Genomic DNA, 14,408 nt, shown 5'->3' with positions numbered 1-14,408 from the left:
TGGAATTAATACAGAAATGACCGGAATTCTCTCGCCCGCTTGGGTGCAAGAAATTTGTTGCGCGTCAATCCGGCTGATAGGGATTCACCACAACGGGCCGAAAGGGAAAGAGGCGCGCGGTGAACAGAACTCGCATGGTCGGTCGTATCGTTTCGGCGGAGGAGTGCGGGCCGGGCGAGATCCTCATTCCCCTCCGCTTTTCCCACGGCCCGCGCGAGCGCGTCACCTGCGCGGAGACCGGGCTGCTCGCCGGGAGCGCGGCACGGAACGGCTGGAAAGCGACGCCCCGTGAGATGCACGCCCAAGCGTTTGCCGAGGATTCCCCCGGAACCCGGGGACCGTCCGCCGACGCACCCGTCCGCAGCACCGGCTGGGCCGTCTCGTACGAACTCGGCACCGGACTCCGGCTCGGATTCGCCGCGCTCGCCGACCCGGCGGACCGCGCCGCCGTCGCAGCCGCCCGGCGAATCGTCGAGGAGTGGACGGCGGCCCTGCGCACCCGCCTGCTCGTCACCACCGAGACGGGAGCCCTGTGCGCGGGAGCCCGGGGCCTCCTCGCCGCCGTCCAGCGGGCCGGGCGCCCGCCCGGCGGCCGTACCGTCGTCGCCGGGTCCGAGGGCTGCGGCCTGACGGTGACCGACGAACTCCGCCACCTCGGCGCCCGCCGGACGGCGGACGGGGGCCCGGCCCGCCCGGGGGACCTGATGGTCGTGGGCCCCCTGCCGCCGTCCCCGGCGGACCGCGCCGCCCCGCCCGGCGTCACCGTCGTGGACGCCGTCTGCGAACGCCACCGGTCCACCGCCGACGAACTCGCCCGCCTCACCCGCCAGGGCGAACACGTGGTCCTCGCGGCCCCCCTCCGGACGATCGCGGCGCAACGGCTGAGGGAGGGCGCGGAAGAAGCGGAGGGCGCCGAGGCGGGAGGGGCGGGCGGTGGTGACCGGTGGGGGGAGGCCGGGGCGACGGCGGACGGCCGGACCGGCGCGGGCCGCGCGTCAGGCGGGGAGCGGGCCCGTCCCGGGGTCACGCTCTCCGCGCCGGACCCGGCGGCCACCCCCGTGCCCGATCCGCGCCGGGTCGGATTCGCCCTCGTCCCCGGTCAGGCCCTGCGGCCCGCCCTCGCCGTCGGGGAGACCCTCCGTGCCCGCTTCGGGCACGTCGTGCCCCAGGCTCCCGGCACCTACTGCTACGAGGCCGACGACCGGCGCGACACCGTGCGCTGCGTCGCCGCGCTCGTCGACCTCCTGCTGATCGCCGCCCGCCCCGACGACCCCGAGGCCGCCGACGTCGCCTCCTGGGCGCCGCCCGGCACCCCCGTCCGCACGGTGACGTCCGTCCGGGACCTGGACCCCGGCTGGCTGCGCGCCGCCGGAGCCGTCGGAGTCGTCGAGACCGTCCACGCCCCGCGTCCGCTCGCCGAGCAACTGCTGTACGCCTTGCGGAGACTGGGCCCGAGTGACACCGTGAGGCGATCCGTCACGACCCGCCGCGCGGGCCCCGGGACTCCCGCTCCGGACTCGCCGGATGCCGCCCCCGGAACACCCGCCCCGGGCCCGTGGGCGAACGCCCCTGGCGCCCTCGCCCCGGGCCCGTGGGCGAACGCCCCTGGCGCCCTCGCCCCGGGCCCGTGGGCGAACGCCCCCGCAGCACCCGGCGGCGGCCCTCCCTCCGCTTTCAGCATTCCGCCGTTCTCACCCTGATCCCGCCCGGCGGCCCTGTCCCGCGCCCCCTCCCCGGCGCGACCGTGGTACCAGGCGTCCGTACGACGGGTGGACGCGGAGGACGACGGTGTCCACGGGGGAAGACATGGCGAGAACGGTCCACATGTTCCCGGGCCAGGGAGACTTTCCGGTACGGGAGTTCACGGCGGCGCTCGCACGGGACGAGGTGCTGCGCGCGGCGGCCGAGGCGACCTTCGCCGCCGTCGACCGGGACCGCACCCGGCGCGGCGTGCCCGCACTGCGGCCCTGGCTGCTGGGCCGGAACCCGCCTGGCGCCCAAGAGTTGGCCGCCGCGCCCGTGGGCACCGGACAACTCGCCCTGTTCGGCGCCTCGATGAGCGTCCACACCGCGCTCGTCCACCGGTACGGCCGCCCGGACGCGGTGCTCGGTGTGAGCTTCGGGGAGATCGCGGCCCTCACCGCAGCCGGATCCCTCACCGTCCGCGAGGGGGCCGGACTCGCCCATGTGCTCGCCCGCGTCCTGGCCACCGCCCCGGGCGGGCTGACCCTGGTGGCCTGCGACGAGGCCACCGCCGCCGTACTCGTCGCCCCCGCGGACACCGGCGCCCTCGCCGTGGCGTGCGTCAACCACCCCGAGGAGACCGTCGTCGCCGGGCCGCTGCGGGAACTGGCCCGCCTGGAGGCGCGGGCGACCGCCGCCGGGATCGGGGCCGTACGGCTGAGGCTGCCGTTCAGCGCCCACCATCCGGCGCTCACCGCGCAGGCGGACCGGTTCCACGCGGCCGTCCGCGCCCGGCTGCCGCGCCCGCCCCTGCTCCCCGTCCTCTCGGCGGTCGCGGGCCGCGCGTACCGCCCCGGCGAGGACCTGCCTCGCCGCCTCGCGGACTGCCTGGTCCGCCCCGCTTTCCTGCCCGCCGTACTGCGGCTCGCCCGCGCCACGGGCTACGACACCTTCCGCGAGGCGGGCCCCGGCACGACCCTGACCCGCGCGGCCCGCCGCGTCCTGCCGGAGGACAGCACGGTCCGCGGGGGACTCGGGGAGGCCCCGGCGGAGGAGACCGGGACGGCCCCCGGCCGCGCCCCGGCGGGACGCGGGTCCGGGCGCTGCCGGGGGGAGGCGGCGGACAGGGACACGGACACGGCTCCGGTGGGGGTGGACGCGGCCTCCGGCGGTGTGCCGGTGGACACGGTCGCGGGGCGCGCTCCGGAGGGTGAGCCGGACGGAGCGACGGGGGGTGTTCCGGTGGACGCGGTGGACGCGGTGGCCCGGCGGCTCCGGACCGGGGAGGCGGGGGGAGTGTCCGGCGGTGGTCCGGCCGTCGCGGCTCCCGGTCGTGCTCCGGTCACGGAGGTACGTACGGGCTCCGGCGTCCCGATGGCGGGGGAGGAGGGTGCGGCCTCGTGTCCCGTCCTCGCGGCGGAGACGTGCACCGCCCCGCGCCCCGCCGACCCACCGGAGTCCGATGCGGTTCCGCGCCCCGGCGCCGTGGGGGACGCGCGTACCGGTTCCGGCCGCGCGAGCGGCCCCGCGGCCCCGTCCCGGACGGCCACCTCCGGGCCAGGCTCCGGCTCCGGGCCAGGCTCCGACCTCGGCCCCGGTCCCGACCTCGGCCCCGGTCCCGGTCCCGGTCCCGGTCCCGGTCCCGGTCCCGGTCCCGGTCCCGGTCCCGGTCCCGGTCCCGGCTCGGGCTTCGGCTCCGCCCCCGGCAGTCCGTCGGGCGGGGCACCCTTCCCCCTCGGCCTCCCGGGAGGCGGTCCGGTCGGCGGCCCCGCGCCCGGCGTCCCCTCCGTCCGGCCGCCGCCGCTCGCCCGGCCGGTCCGCGCCGCCACGCCCCTTCCTCTCCTCCCGGAGTGACCATGACCCTCACGCCCCTGCCCCCGTGCACCACCCGGCCCGGCGCCCGACCGCTCCTGCACGGCGACTGCCCGCCCGACTTCCTCCGTACCGTCCACGAGGCCCTGGCCCGGCACCCGTACCGGATCGCCGTCAGGCCCGAGGAACGCGACCCGTACCTCGGTGAACGCCTCCGCTCCCTCCTGCGGGCGCTGCCGCCCGCCCGCACGCTCCTCGCCGACGCCGACGCGCTCGCCGCCACCCTCGCCTGGGCGGCCGTCGCCGACCCGCGCCTCGCCATGAACCTCGTCACGCACACCGTCCTCTGCTCCGGCTCCCTCGTCCGGCTCGCCCCCGGGGCGACCGGCACGCCCGAAGTCCGCGAAGCACTCGACGCGTTGGACCGGGGAGACGCCAGGGGCAGCTACCTGATCACCGAGACCGGACGGGCCAACAGTCATCTGGGGGCGATGACCCGTGCCGTCCACGACCCGGAACGCGGACAGTTCGTCCTGGACACGCCCGATCCCGGCGCCGCCAAGTTCGCCGGGGTCCCGGACGCCCCGGAGCGCCGCCTCGCCGTGGTCCTCGCCCGCGTCGAGGCGGCCGGGCGAGAGGGCGGGGTCTTCCCGTTCCTGGTCGAACTCGCCGACGCCGACGGCCCCCGCCCGGGGGTGGAGTGGTCGGCGCCGGTCGAGGTCGGCGCCCTGCCCCTCACCCTGCGCAACGTCTCCCTCCACGGGGTCCGCGTCCCGGTCGGCCACTGGCTCCGCGACACCGCCTCCCTGGACACCGACGGGACCCCGGCCGACCCGCTCGGCTCCCCGGACGCCCGCCTCCGGCGCTCCCTGGACGTGGGGCGCGAGCTGTGGGGCGCCCTGCCGTCCGCCGCCGCCGCGCTCGCCCGCCAGTCCACGGTGCTCGCCCTGCGTCACTCCCGCCGCAGGGCCACCCTCACCCGGTCCGCCTTCGGCGCGCCGCTGTTCTCCCACCGGAGCCAACAGCGCGCCCTGCTGGGCGCGTTGGCGGACTCGTACGCCCTCGGCTGCGCGGCGGCCCGCGCCCGGGAACTGCTCCAGGACCTGCTCGACGCCCCCGGAGGACCGGCGGGCCGCGCCACCGGCACCCTGGGGCTCGCCCCGTGGACGGCCGTCAGCCGGGACCTGTCCGCCTACAAGGCGTACTCCGTGCGCGAGGCGGAACGCGTCGTCGCCCTGTGCCAGCGGCGCTGCGGCCACCACGGGCTCGTCGACGCCAACAGGCTGGCCGGGTACCGGGGTTTCCTCCATGCCTTCGACCCGGCGGGCGGCGACAGCCAGCTCATCCTGTACGACCTCGGCCGCGCCCTCGCCACCGAGCCGTACGCGCCTCATGGGCCGTACGCGTCCGAGCCGTACGCGTCCGAGCCGTACGCGTCCGAGCCGTACGCGTCCGAGCCGTACGAGTCCTACGGGCCGGAGGCCGCCCGCCGGGCATCCGCGCCGTGCCCCACGGACCCGACCGACCCCTCCTGGTGGCCGACGGTCCTGCGGGCCCACGAGACCGCCCTCGCGGACGGGCTGCGCCGCGCCCTGCGCACCCGCCGCCACCTCGACGACTTCGAGAGGTGGAACCCCCTGCTCGACCTCGCGGGCGAACTGGGCGAGGCGCACGCCGCCCGGCTCGCCGCCGAGGACGTCGTACGGGCCGGGAACCGCTTCCTCACCGACGTCGGCCCCCCGCTCCGTGACGCCCTCGAAGACCTCGGCACCCTCGCGGCCCTGCGCGCGGCCCGCCGCAGGGCCGGGGAACTCCTCACCCGCGGGACCCTCGCCCCGGCCGCCCTGGTGCCGGTCGCGGCGGAGACCGAGCGGCTCTGCGACCGGCTGCTTCCCCATCTCCCGCTCCTGGAAGGGCTGTTCTCCTTCCCCGACGACATCGTGTGCTCCGGCCTCGGCGTCCGTCCGCCCGCCGCGCACCCCACCGGAGCCTTCCTCCCCGAGGACCCCTCATGAGCGCCCCCGCACCGTCGCCGGGACCCGCCATCGGCGTCCTCGGCACCGGCAGCCATCTGCCCCCGACCGTCCGCACCAACGACGAGGTCGCCGCCGCCACCGGGGTCTCCGCAGCCTGGATCCGGGACCGCACCGGCGTCCGCGAACGGCACGTCGCCGCCCCCGACGAAGCCTCGTCGGACCTGGCCGCCGTCGCGGTCCGGCACGCCCTCGCGGCGGCCGGGATCGATGCCGGACAGCTCGGTCTCCTCGTCTGCGCCACCTCCACACCCGACGAACTCGGCCCGTCGACCGGCTGCCGCGTCCAGGGCCTCGTCGGCGCCTCGGCGGCCGTGGCCCTGGACGTCTCGGCCGCCTGCTCCGGCTGGCTGTTCGCGGCGAAGGTCGCGCACGACTGGCTGCGGCAGGAGAGCCCGCCCGGATACGCGGCGGTGGTCGGCGTGGAGACGTACTCGAAGTTCCTCGACCCCACCGACCGGGGCACCTCCGTCCTCTTCGCGGACGGCGCCGCCGCCGCTGTCCTCGGCCCCGTCCCGCCGCCCGGCGGATTCTCCGACTTCCGGCTCGGCAGCGACGGCACCCTCGCGGACCTCGTCCTCATCCCGGCGGGCGGGAGCAGGCGGCCCGCCGACGACCGGAGCCTCGCCGACGGCGGGCACCACATCCACATGGACGGCCGGGAGATCAGCCGCTTCATCCGGGCGACCTTCCCCCGCCTCGTCCACGAGGCCCTCGACCGCAACGGGCTCCGGCTCGGCGACCTCGACCGGATCATCGCCCACCAGCCCAACCCGGTCCTCCTGCGCGGGCTCGGCGAGGAACTCGGCCTCGGCCCCGACCGGCTGGTCGTCGTCGGCGACGAAGCGGGCAACATCGGCGCCGCGAGCGCCCCCTACGCCCTGGCCGCCGCCGACGCGCGCGGTCTTCTCGCCCCCGGCGACCTCGCGCTCGTCACCGTCTTCGGCGCGGGCATGACCTGGGGCAGCGCGCTTCTGCGCTGGAGCCGTCCCGTCACCACCTCCACCCTCCCGACGAAAGACAGGACCACCCCGTGAACACGACGCCGACCACGCCCACCGCCCTGTCCGTCCCCGTCACCGGTCCGAGCGGCGGCCCGACTGCCCCGAGCGGGGACCCCATCGGCTTGTCCACCGTCCTCGGCGGCCCCACTGCCCCGGCCGCCCCGGCCGGTCCGTCCACCGGCCCCGCCGTTCCCGCCGGTTCGTCGACCACCTCCACCACCGCTGCCGGTCCGTCCACCGTCCTCGCCGAGCCCACCGACGTGCCGACCGCCCCCGCCGCCCCCGTCGGTCCGTCCACCGCCCCCGCCGCTTCGTCCACCAGCTCCACCGGCCCCACCACTCCCGCCGACGCACCCGCCGTCCTCGCCACTCCGCCCCGCGACACCATCGGTTCGCCGACCGTCTCCGTCGCCCCTTCCCCCGGCCCCGCCGCCCCCTCCGAACCCACCGCCCCGGCCACCGTCTCCCTCGCGCCCGGACTTCTCGGGGCCTTCCGGCTCGACGGCGCCCGTGCCCTCGTCACCGGCGCCTCCCGGGGCATCGGCCGCGCGTGTGCCGTGGCCCTGGCCGACGCGGGCTGCGACCTCGCCCTCGCCGCCCGGAGCACCGAGGCGCTGGCGGCGACGGCCGCCGCCGTCGAGGCCCGTGGGCGCAAGGCCGTCCTCCTCGCCGGAGACCTCGGAGTCCCCGGCACCGCCCGCGCCCTCGTCGACGCGGCCGCCGCCGCGCTCGGCGGGCTCGACGTCGTCGTCCACAACGCGGGCGTCCTGCCGACCGCCGACGACGGCGTGACCCCGGTCGTCGCCCCCTTCACCGAGAGCGACCGGCACGGCTGGGAACAGGTCATCGGCATCAACCTCCACGCCACCGCCGAACTGTGCCGGGCCGCCCACCCCGTGCTCGCCGAGTCCCCGCGCGCCTCCCTCGTCCTGATGTCCTCGGTCGCCGGAGTCATCGCGGCCCCCCTCCTGGAGGCCTACGCCGCCTCCAAGGCCGCGCAGGTGTCCCTCGCCCGCACCCTCGCCGCCGCCTGGGCCCGTGCCGGCATCCGCGTCAACGCCCTGTGCCCCGGCTGGACCCGCACCGACATGACCTCCTTCGCCCACACCAGCGGCCCGCTCAGCGACTGGCTCCTCGCCCATGTGCCGCTCGGCCGCTGGGCCCACCCGGACGAAGTGGCCGCCGCCACCCTCTTCCTCGCCTCGCCCGCCTCCTCGTACCTCACCGGCCACGCCCTCGTCCTGGACGGCGGACTCTCCCTGGCCGACGGGGGCCTCGCGGGCATCCCGAAGCCCCCGTCCCCCTTCGTCGCGCCGTGACCCCGCCCCCGGCCGCCCCACCAGCCCCACCAGGCCCAGCCACGTGCCGCACCGCCGTCGTCCGGGCCGTCGGCACCTGCCTCCCCGCCCCCGTCGTCGGCAACGACGAGGTCATCGCCCTGGGCGGACTCGACACCAGCCACGAGTGGATCACCAGCCGCACCGGCATCCACCGGCGGCGGTACGCCCCTCCCGGCACCTCCACCGGAGACCTCGCCGTCGCCGCGGGCCGTGCCGCCCTCGACGCGGCACCCGGCACGCCCCGCCCCGGTCTGGTCCTCCTCGCCACCACCACTCCCGACCGTCCCTGCCCGGCCACCGCGCCCGACGTCGCCCACCGCCTGGGCCTCGGCACCGTACCCGCCTTCGACCTCTCCGCCGTCTGCTCCGGATTCCTCTACGGCCTGGTCACCGCCACCGCCCTGCTCCGCGCGGACGTCTGCCGCTCGGTGCTCCTCGTCGCGGCGGAGACGTACACGACGATCATCGACCCGTACGACCGCGACACCGCGCCGCTCTTCGGCGACGGCGCCGCCGCCGTCCTGCTGCGCGGCGGGGGCAGCGACGAACCCGGCGCGGTCCTGGCCACCGACTGGGGCAGCGACGGCTCGGGCGGCGACCTCGTCGCCATCGCCGCCGGGGGCTCGCGCGCGCCGCGCTCGGGCAGCCCGCCCGGACGGGACGACACGTACTTCCGGATGCGGGGACGGCCCGTGTACGCGCACGCCGTCCGCCGGATGACCGCCTCGGCCCGCACCGCCCTGGACGCCACCGGCTGGAAGGCCGACGACGTACGGGCGTTCATCGGCCACCAGGCCAACCAGCGCATCCTCGACGCCGTCGCCGACCGGCTGGGGATCGCCCCCGCCCACCGCTACGGGAACATCGCCGACGTCGGCAACACCGCCGCCGCGTCCGTGCCCCTCGCCCTCGCCGCCGCGCTGGAAGGCCCCGGGCCGCCGACCCCCGGGGCCGCCACCCTGCTCACCGCCTTCGGCGGCGGGCTGACCTGGGCCTCGGCCACCCTGCGCTGGCCCGCCGTCCGCCCGAACACCGCCCCCGCACCCCGCGCCTGACCCGCACGGCACGGCACCAGCCGTGCGGCCCCGCAACCATCCAGCACCGTGCCCGCCGGGCCGGCCGACGAGAGGAACACCCGTGGACGAGGTACGCCGCCATCTGACCGCCCTGCTCACCGACAAGTTCGAGGTGCCCCCGGAAGCGGTCACCGACACCGCCACCCTCGCCGAACTCGACCTCGACTCCCTGGCCCGGGTGGAACTCGTCGTCACCCTCCAGGAACGGTGGGGCGTCCCGCTCGACGAGGACGGCGACACCCCCGACGAACAGACCGTCGGCCGACTCCTCCGCCGTGTCCGCGCCCTGCTCGACGCCGCCCCCGGCGCCGGGGACCCGGACCCGTCGTGAGCCGTGCGCGCGAGCCGCTCGCCGTCACCGGCCTCGGCATGGTCACCCCGGCGGGCATCGGCACCGACACCACCTGGCGGGAGGTCCTCACCGGCCGCCCCACCGCCGCGACCGACCCCGGGGCCACCGGCCCCCTGGCCCGCCCGCTCTGCCGGGTCACCGGCTTCGACCCGCACCGGCACACCGGGGGCCGCCGCCCCTGGCAGTACGACCGGGGCACCCAGTTCGCCCTCGCCGCCGCCCGGGAGGCCGTCGACGACGCCCGGCTCGCCCCCGGGACCTGGGACGGCACCCGGGTCGCCGTCGTCCTCGGCTCCGCCGCCGGAGGGGTCGCCCGCTACGAACTCGGCCTGGAACGGCTCCGTCTGGCGGGTCCCTCCGGAGTCTCCCCGCTGACCCTGCCCGGCTTCCTCCCCAACATGGCGGCGGGCCAGGTCGCCCTGGCTCTCGGTGCCCGGGGACCGGTCCACCACACGGCCTCCGCGTGCGCCTCCGGCGCGGGCGCCCTCGCCCTGGCGGCCCTGCTGCTCCGCTCCGGGGCCTGTGACATCGCGGTCGCGGGCGGCACCGACGCGATGATCACCCCGCTGTGCGTCGCCGCCTTCGCCCGGATGAACGCCCTGTCGTCGCGGCCCGATCCCGCCACCGCCTCCCGGCCCTTCGACCGGGACCGTGACGGCTTCGTGCTCGGCGAGGGCGCCGCCCTCCTCGTCCTCGAACGGGCCGCCGACGCCACCGCGCGGGGCGCCCCGGTCCGCGCCCATCTGGTGGGCGCCGGGAGCGCGGCCGACGCCCACCACGCCGTCGCGCCCCATCCCGGGGCCCGAGGTCTGGAGGCCGCCGTCCGGCTCGCGCTCACCGAGGCGGGCGCGGAGCCGGGCGACGTCGACCACATCAACGCCCACGGCACCGGGACCCCGCTCAACGACCGCGCCGAGGCCCTGCTCGTCACCCGCCTCCACCCCGGCGCCGCCCCGCCGACCGTGACCTCCGCCAAGGGCGCGCTCGGGCACACCATGGGCGCGGCGGGGGCCGTCGAGGCGGCCCTCACCGTCCTGACCGTGCAGCACGGCCAGGTGCCGCCCACCGCCGGATTCCACACCGGGGACGCGGACACCTCGGCACTGCGACTGGTCACGGGCTGTGCCCTGCGCCAGCGCGTACGGCTGGCGCTGAGCCATTCGGCGGGCTTCGGCGGCCACAACACGGTGCTGGCGTTCCGGCCCGCGCGGTCCTGACCCCTCCCTCACCGGCCCCGGCGCGGTCCACCGCCCGGGACCACCCGGGCGCTGTGCAGGAGGAGCGCGCGGGCCGCCGGGTGCCGGGCGTGCGGACGCAGCAGGGCGCGGAGATCACCCAGCGTCTTGTCGGCCCGCCCGCTCATCAGGTGCGGATAGTCGTCGAGGAAGCGGTAGCCGGTCTCGACGGCCTCGTTGAGGCGCCCGGCCCGCAGTTGGAGCACGGCCAGATCGGCCAGCACCACCGCCCGGGACCTGCGCTCCCCCGAAGGACGGTGGTGCTCGGCAGCCCGCAGGGTCCGCAGCGCGCCCTCGGGATCGCCGAGGATCTCCCGTACGGCGGACTCGTGACGCAGCAGGGAACCCTGGTGATAGCGGCCGGTGACGGAGACGGCGGAGACCGGGTCGGGGGAGCGGTCGAGCAGCCGCTCCGCCGTGCCCAGTGCCCGTGCGGCGTCGCCGACCCGCCCGTCGAGCGCGTGCGCGACGGCCAACTGGCCCTGGACGAAGGCCCGGTGGACGGCGGGTCCGGTGACGGTGTCGGCGGCGGCCGTCGCCAGGTCCACCGCCTGGCGCACATGCCCGAGCTGGCAGGCCTGGACGGACATGCCCCGCAGGGTGATGGCCCGGTCGAGCAGCGAGTTGTTCGCGGCGGCGAGCCGGAGCGCCCCGTGGTAATAGCGCTGCGCCCGTCCGTGCGCGTGGTCGTCGAAGTGCATGAACGCGCAGAGATAGGCGAGTTGGGCGGCCACGCGCATCAGCCGCCGGCGCAGTGCCGGGGCCGCCGGACGGTGCAGCTTCGGCCCGAGGTCCGCCGTGAGGTAGGAGGCCAGGGCCCGCCTCCCGCGTCCGCCGCCGAACGAGGCGTCCGCGTCGTGGAAGACGAGGGCCATGGCCTCGGCCGCCTCCACCTCGAAGCGTTCGATCCGGTCGCCCCGCCCGCCGAGCGGCCCGCAGAGGACCACCGGCGCGGAGTGCCCCGGCACCGGCAGGTCCCGGGCGTAGACGGGTTCGCCGGAGGTCCGCCCCGGGTCGCGTACGGCGGAAACCGGACCGGGCCGCTGGTCCGGTACGACCGTGGCGTCCGCCGTGGCCTCCAACCCCGTGTCACGTAGGGTCACTTCGCGGCCGAGGCGGCGCGAGAGCGCCTCGGTGACGAGACCGAGCACCGCCGTACGCGGTCTCGTCCCGGCGAGCCAGTGGGCGACGGCCGACCGGTCGTAGCCGAGCGTCCGCCCGGTCTCCGCCCCCGCTCTGTTCACCTCGGCCGCCAGCTCGGCCGCCGTCATGCCCGCCTCCGCGAGCAGATCGCGCAGGGCCTGGTTCGGACGTGGACGCCTCTCCATCGTGTCCCCTCCCCGCCGGGATTCCTCCGGCATCCTCCGATTGAGCCCGTGCGGGCGGAGCCCCGCAACGGCGCGTTCGCGGCGGGGCCCCGCGCCCCGGGGGCCGCGCCGGGGGACGCGGGGGAAGCGGGGAGCGGACGGGCAGGTCCGGACGCGCGGCGCGGGCGCCGGGGCGGTCGACGGCGGGGGAGGGGAGGGGAGGGGTCCGGATTCAGCGGAGTGCGCCGTTCAGCGCGGCACCACTCCGGCGGCGGCGCCGGAAGAGGACCGTCCCGACGACGGGACCGGCAGCGCGTCCGGCCGGTCCCGGTGAGTGGCGCGCCGACCGCTCCGGGCCCCGGAGCGCGACCGGCCGTCCGGGACCGAACGGCGCGAACGCCGGGCCCGGGGCAGCCGACAGCCCCGTACACCAGGGGCGTACGGGGCTGTGCGCGGGACCGGGTGCGGTCAGTCGGCGACCCGTGCGGCCACCGGGGCGGTCGCGCCGCCCACGGCCGTCCGGGCGGCCAGGGCCTTCTGGGCGAGGACGCCGAAGACGATCCCGAAGACCGCCCACAGCACGAGCTGGACGCCGAGCGAGGCCAGCCGGAACTCCCACAGCAACGCGGCGGGGAAGCTCGCCTTCACCGCGTCGTCGTTGGCGGGCAGTACGGCGAAGGCGAGGCCGGTCACCACGAGGTATCCGGCACCGGCGGCCAGGGCCGCGTTCCAGTTGCCCAGGCGCGGTGCGAGCCGCCGTCCGACGATCACGGCGGCGACGGCGAGCAGCACACTGAGCAGGATCATCAGGAAGAACAGGGTGGTGCGCTTCCCGATGGTGTCGGGATTGCCGACGGCGGGCGGGGTCGCCGGATACTTCAGGAACGGCACCAGGTACACGGTCGTGAACGCGGCGGCTGCGGTCAGCGCGGCGGTCGCCCGGGGGCTGAACCGGCCCACGCGGCCGAGCGCGAAGGAGAACACGAGCGCGCTGATGCCACCGAGCGCCACTCCGTAGACGAGGACCCCGGTGGCGAGGCCGAAGGTGGACTGCACGGGACGGCTGACCACCTCCTCCTCTTCCTCCGCACCGGCGGCGGCGTCGCCGTGTCCGGCGTGCTGCTCCTGGGCGGCCTGGGCCTCCTCCACCGCGATGGCGCCGTTCACGGACGGCTCACCGGCCACGTAGGCCACGGCGAAGGCGAGGAGTCCGGCGATCAGGCCGGCGAGCATCCCACGGACCAGCAGGGATCTGACAGTTGAGGCGTGCATGTGCGGAACGCCTCTCAGTGGCAGGGGAAGCCGAGCAGATGACGTCCGTCGTGCACCCACTCGTGTACGTCGGAGCCCGCGAACAGCGAGGTGGCACCCTGCTCGGCGCCCACGAAGTACAGGGCGATCAGCGCGAGAAGGCCGACGAAGAAGGCCCAGGGAAGAACGGCCCGGACGGGCAACGGGGCCGGAACGGCCACGGAAGGGCTGGAAGCGGCTGACACGACGGCCTCGGCCATGATGGAACCTCCTGCGGGAACTCGCGTCCCGATCGGTGGTGCAGGACGACGGTCCACGGGTCTGACTCGCCGCGACAGCGCTCCCGCAGGAGGGCGCGCCCCGGCACACAGTGGCGCGACCGTGCCGGTTTTCCACCGGACTTCCGTCTCGCCGTCGTCACGTTGTTGAGATGTCGCCCGACGGTACCGCGCGTGATGCCCGCCGCCAAGGGCGTGAGGCGGGGATCACCTCCGCCTGTCCGCCTGTTGGGACGGGACCCGCGCGCCGACGGAGCCGCCCGCCGAGGACCCGCCCGCGAAAGGAGCCGCCCCGGCGGGACACGGCCCGTCCCGCGGGCCCCCCGAAGCGGGGCCCGCCCGCGCGGCCGGGCCCCGCAGTACCCTGGGCGCCGCCCCCACCGGCGCACTCGCCCCGCCCCGCCCACTCCCGAAGGACCGCGATGACCGTCCGGCTCACGCTGATCTCCCCCGCGACGAGCGGGGCCCTGCGCGAGGTGCGGTTCGACGACGACAGCCCCCTCGACCCGGGGGGAGCGGCCCTCGCCGAGGCCGCCGCCCCGGCCGTTCCCGCCGCCGCGCGGGCGTACCGCTCGCCCTCCGTGCGCTGCCGGGACACCGCCCGCGCCCTGGGGCTCACCGCCGCCCCGGTCGACGCCCTCGCGGGCTGCGCCACGGGACGGTGGCGCGGACGGACCCTCGCGGAGGTCGCCGCCACCGAGGAGGCGGCGCTCGCCGTCTGGCTGTCCGACCCGACGGCCGCGCCGCACGGCGGGGAGTCCCTGAGCGCGCTGCGGGTCCGGGTCGGCGACTGGCTCGACGCCCTGGGCTCCGGCTCCGGGCCGGTCGTCGTGGTCGCCGAACCGGACGTGGTGCGCGCCGCGACGGTCCACGCGCTCGGCGCCGCCGACGCGACGGCCCGGCGGCTCGACGTACGCCCGCTGACCGCCGTCCGCCTCAGCGGGCGCGCCGGACGCTGGAACGTGCTCGCGGGCGAACCGCTGACGCCCCGGTAGCGGCCCGCCGCCCGCACGGGAAGCGCCCCGGGTGCGGCCCGC

General features: G+C 77.2%; 12 protein-coding genes and 1 riboswitch. Of the genes, 9 read left to right on the top strand and 3 right to left on the bottom strand.

The window, feature by feature from the left end; translation table 11 throughout:
- The first annotated feature begins 119 nt into the window (after positions 1 to 119).
- From ACIO92_RS30685 to ACIO92_RS30650, 8 genes are all read left to right on the top strand, one after another.
- Complete coding sequence (locus ACIO92_RS30685) at positions 120 to 1,700, top strand: hypothetical protein (RefSeq protein ID WP_402596805.1); 1,581 nt, start codon at positions 120 to 122, stop codon at positions 1,698 to 1,700.
- Between the two features lie 106 nt (positions 1,701 to 1,806).
- On the top strand, positions 1,807 to 3,537 hold the full coding sequence (locus ACIO92_RS30680) for an acyltransferase domain-containing protein (RefSeq protein ID WP_402280740.1): 1,731 nt from the start codon (positions 1,807 to 1,809) through the stop codon (positions 3,535 to 3,537).
- Positions 3,538 to 3,539: 2 nt separating this feature from the next.
- On the top strand, positions 3,540 to 5,510 hold the full coding sequence (locus tag ACIO92_RS30675; protein WP_402280742.1) for an acyl-CoA dehydrogenase: 1,971 nt from the start codon (positions 3,540 to 3,542) through the stop codon (positions 5,508 to 5,510).
- Positions 5,507 to 6,565 carry a 3-oxoacyl-ACP synthase III family protein gene (locus ACIO92_RS30670; protein ID WP_402280744.1) on the top strand — a complete coding sequence of 353 codons (1,059 nt, stop codon included), beginning with the start codon at positions 5,507 to 5,509 and terminating at the stop codon, positions 6,563 to 6,565. The genes ACIO92_RS30675 and ACIO92_RS30670 overlap by 4 nt, the downstream gene beginning before the upstream one ends.
- A 353-nt stretch (positions 6,566 to 6,918) precedes the next feature.
- The gene (locus ACIO92_RS30665) at positions 6,919 to 7,851 is read left to right on the top strand and encodes an SDR family NAD(P)-dependent oxidoreductase (protein WP_402280785.1); all 933 of its coding nucleotides are present in this window, start codon (positions 6,919 to 6,921) and stop codon (positions 7,849 to 7,851) included.
- Positions 7,848 to 8,927 carry a beta-ketoacyl-ACP synthase 3 gene (locus ACIO92_RS30660; RefSeq protein ID WP_402060278.1) on the top strand — a complete coding sequence of 360 codons (1,080 nt, stop codon included), beginning with the start codon at positions 7,848 to 7,850 and terminating at the stop codon, positions 8,925 to 8,927. The genes ACIO92_RS30665 and ACIO92_RS30660 overlap by 4 nt, the downstream gene beginning before the upstream one ends.
- A gap of 82 nt (positions 8,928 to 9,009) precedes the next feature.
- Positions 9,010 to 9,279 (top strand): phosphopantetheine-binding protein, encoded by a 270-nt coding sequence (locus ACIO92_RS30655; RefSeq protein ID WP_366444589.1) that lies wholly within the window; start codon positions 9,010 to 9,012, stop codon positions 9,277 to 9,279.
- Positions 9,276 to 10,517, top strand: a complete 1,242-nt coding sequence (locus ACIO92_RS30650; RefSeq protein ID WP_366444588.1) for a beta-ketoacyl-[acyl-carrier-protein] synthase family protein — start codon at positions 9,276 to 9,278, stop codon at positions 10,515 to 10,517. The genes ACIO92_RS30655 and ACIO92_RS30650 overlap by 4 nt, the downstream gene beginning before the upstream one ends.
- Positions 10,518 to 10,525: 8 nt before the next feature.
- Here the strand turns inward: ACIO92_RS30650 and ACIO92_RS30645 are convergent, their stop codons facing one another.
- The 3 genes from ACIO92_RS30645 to ACIO92_RS30635 all read right to left on the bottom strand — a co-directional run bounded on the left by ACIO92_RS30645 (position 10,526) and on the right by ACIO92_RS30635 (position 13,353).
- Entirely contained in the window at positions 10,526 to 11,863 is a 1,338-nt protein-coding gene (locus ACIO92_RS30645; protein ID WP_402280747.1) for a hypothetical protein, read from the bottom strand.
- Between the two features lie 447 nt (positions 11,864 to 12,310).
- Entirely contained in the window at positions 12,311 to 13,114 is an 804-nt protein-coding gene (locus ACIO92_RS30640) for a CbtA family protein (protein ID WP_366444586.1), read from the bottom strand.
- A 14-nt stretch (positions 13,115 to 13,128) separates the two neighbouring features.
- A complete protein-coding gene (locus tag ACIO92_RS30635) occupies positions 13,129 to 13,353 on the bottom strand; it encodes a CbtB-domain containing protein (protein WP_351784107.1) in 225 nt (74 codons plus the stop codon).
- A 59-nt stretch (positions 13,354 to 13,412) separates the two neighbouring features.
- Positions 13,413 to 13,498, bottom strand: a riboswitch (cobalamin riboswitch).
- A gap of 295 nt (positions 13,499 to 13,793) precedes the next feature.
- On the opposite strand from ACIO92_RS30635, the gene ACIO92_RS30630 reads away from it, so the two are divergent.
- Positions 13,794 to 14,366 carry a histidine phosphatase family protein gene (locus ACIO92_RS30630; RefSeq protein ID WP_366444585.1) on the top strand — a complete coding sequence of 191 codons (573 nt, stop codon included), beginning with the start codon at positions 13,794 to 13,796 and terminating at the stop codon, positions 14,364 to 14,366.
- The last annotated feature ends 42 nt before the right edge of the window (positions 14,367 to 14,408 follow it).

The sequence above is a fragment of the Streptomyces sp. NPDC087215 genome (assembly GCF_044744885.1).
GTDB lineage: Bacteria > Actinomycetota > Actinomycetes > Streptomycetales > Streptomycetaceae > Streptomyces.
Note: the sequence above shows the minus strand (reverse complement) of the source record. Positions and strands in the feature narration are given on the sequence as shown.

Excerpts from the sequence above, each read along its gene's own strand:
- ACIO92_RS30680 (WP_402280740.1), top strand. The coding sequence starts at position 1,807 with ATGGCGAGAACGGTCCACATGTTCCCGGGCCAGGGAGACTTTCCGGTA.
- ACIO92_RS30675 (WP_402280742.1), top strand. The coding sequence starts at position 3,540 with ATGACCCTCACGCCCCTGCCCCCGTGCACCACCCGGCCCGGCGCCCGA.
- ACIO92_RS30670 (WP_402280744.1), top strand. The coding sequence starts at position 5,507 with ATGAGCGCCCCCGCACCGTCGCCGGGACCCGCCATCGGCGTCCTCGGC.
- ACIO92_RS30645 (WP_402280747.1), bottom strand. The coding sequence starts at position 11,863 with ATGGAGAGGCGTCCACGTCCGAACCAGGCCCTGCGCGATCTGCTCGCG.
- ACIO92_RS30640 (WP_366444586.1), bottom strand. The coding sequence starts at position 13,114 with ATGCACGCCTCAACTGTCAGATCCCTGCTGGTCCGTGGGATGCTCGCC.
- ACIO92_RS30635 (WP_351784107.1), bottom strand. The coding sequence starts at position 13,353 with ATGGCCGAGGCCGTCGTGTCAGCCGCTTCCAGCCCTTCCGTGGCCGTT.
- ACIO92_RS30630 (WP_366444585.1), top strand. The coding sequence starts at position 13,794 with ATGACCGTCCGGCTCACGCTGATCTCCCCCGCGACGAGCGGGGCCCTG.